This is a genomic window from Halomonas sp. SIMBA_159, assembly GCF_046536035.1.
In the GTDB taxonomy this organism is placed as follows: Bacteria; Pseudomonadota; Gammaproteobacteria; order Pseudomonadales; family Halomonadaceae; genus Vreelandella; species Vreelandella venusta_A.
On record NZ_JAWJBT010000902.1, the window covers coordinates 1 to 260 of the forward strand.

Annotated in this window: 1 protein-coding gene; it reads left to right on the plus strand. The window is 53.8% G+C overall.

Annotated features, from left to right (window positions below):
* Positions 1-260: hypothetical protein (locus tag R0J87_RS21860; RefSeq protein WP_498888934.1), on the plus strand; the 260-nt coding region annotated here is incomplete at both ends.

Here is a 260-nt window from a genome sequence, read left to right on the forward strand (position 1 = left end):
TATTTTGTTGAAGGCGTCAAAGCTGTCGCTTCCGATGAGGTCACTACATTCGTCATCGAACACGACCATGGCACTTGGGAAGGGGAAGCCAAGCTCGTGCTGGTGGCATTGACCAACTCGGTGGGCGGCTTTGAAAAACTGGCGCCAGAAGCTTTGACTGACGATGGGCTGCTCCATTTGTATATCGAGGAGAATGCAGCGCTGCCGGCTTTTGTCCGCATGGCGACGGCATTAGTGCGGGGCAAATTCGAAAAAGACCG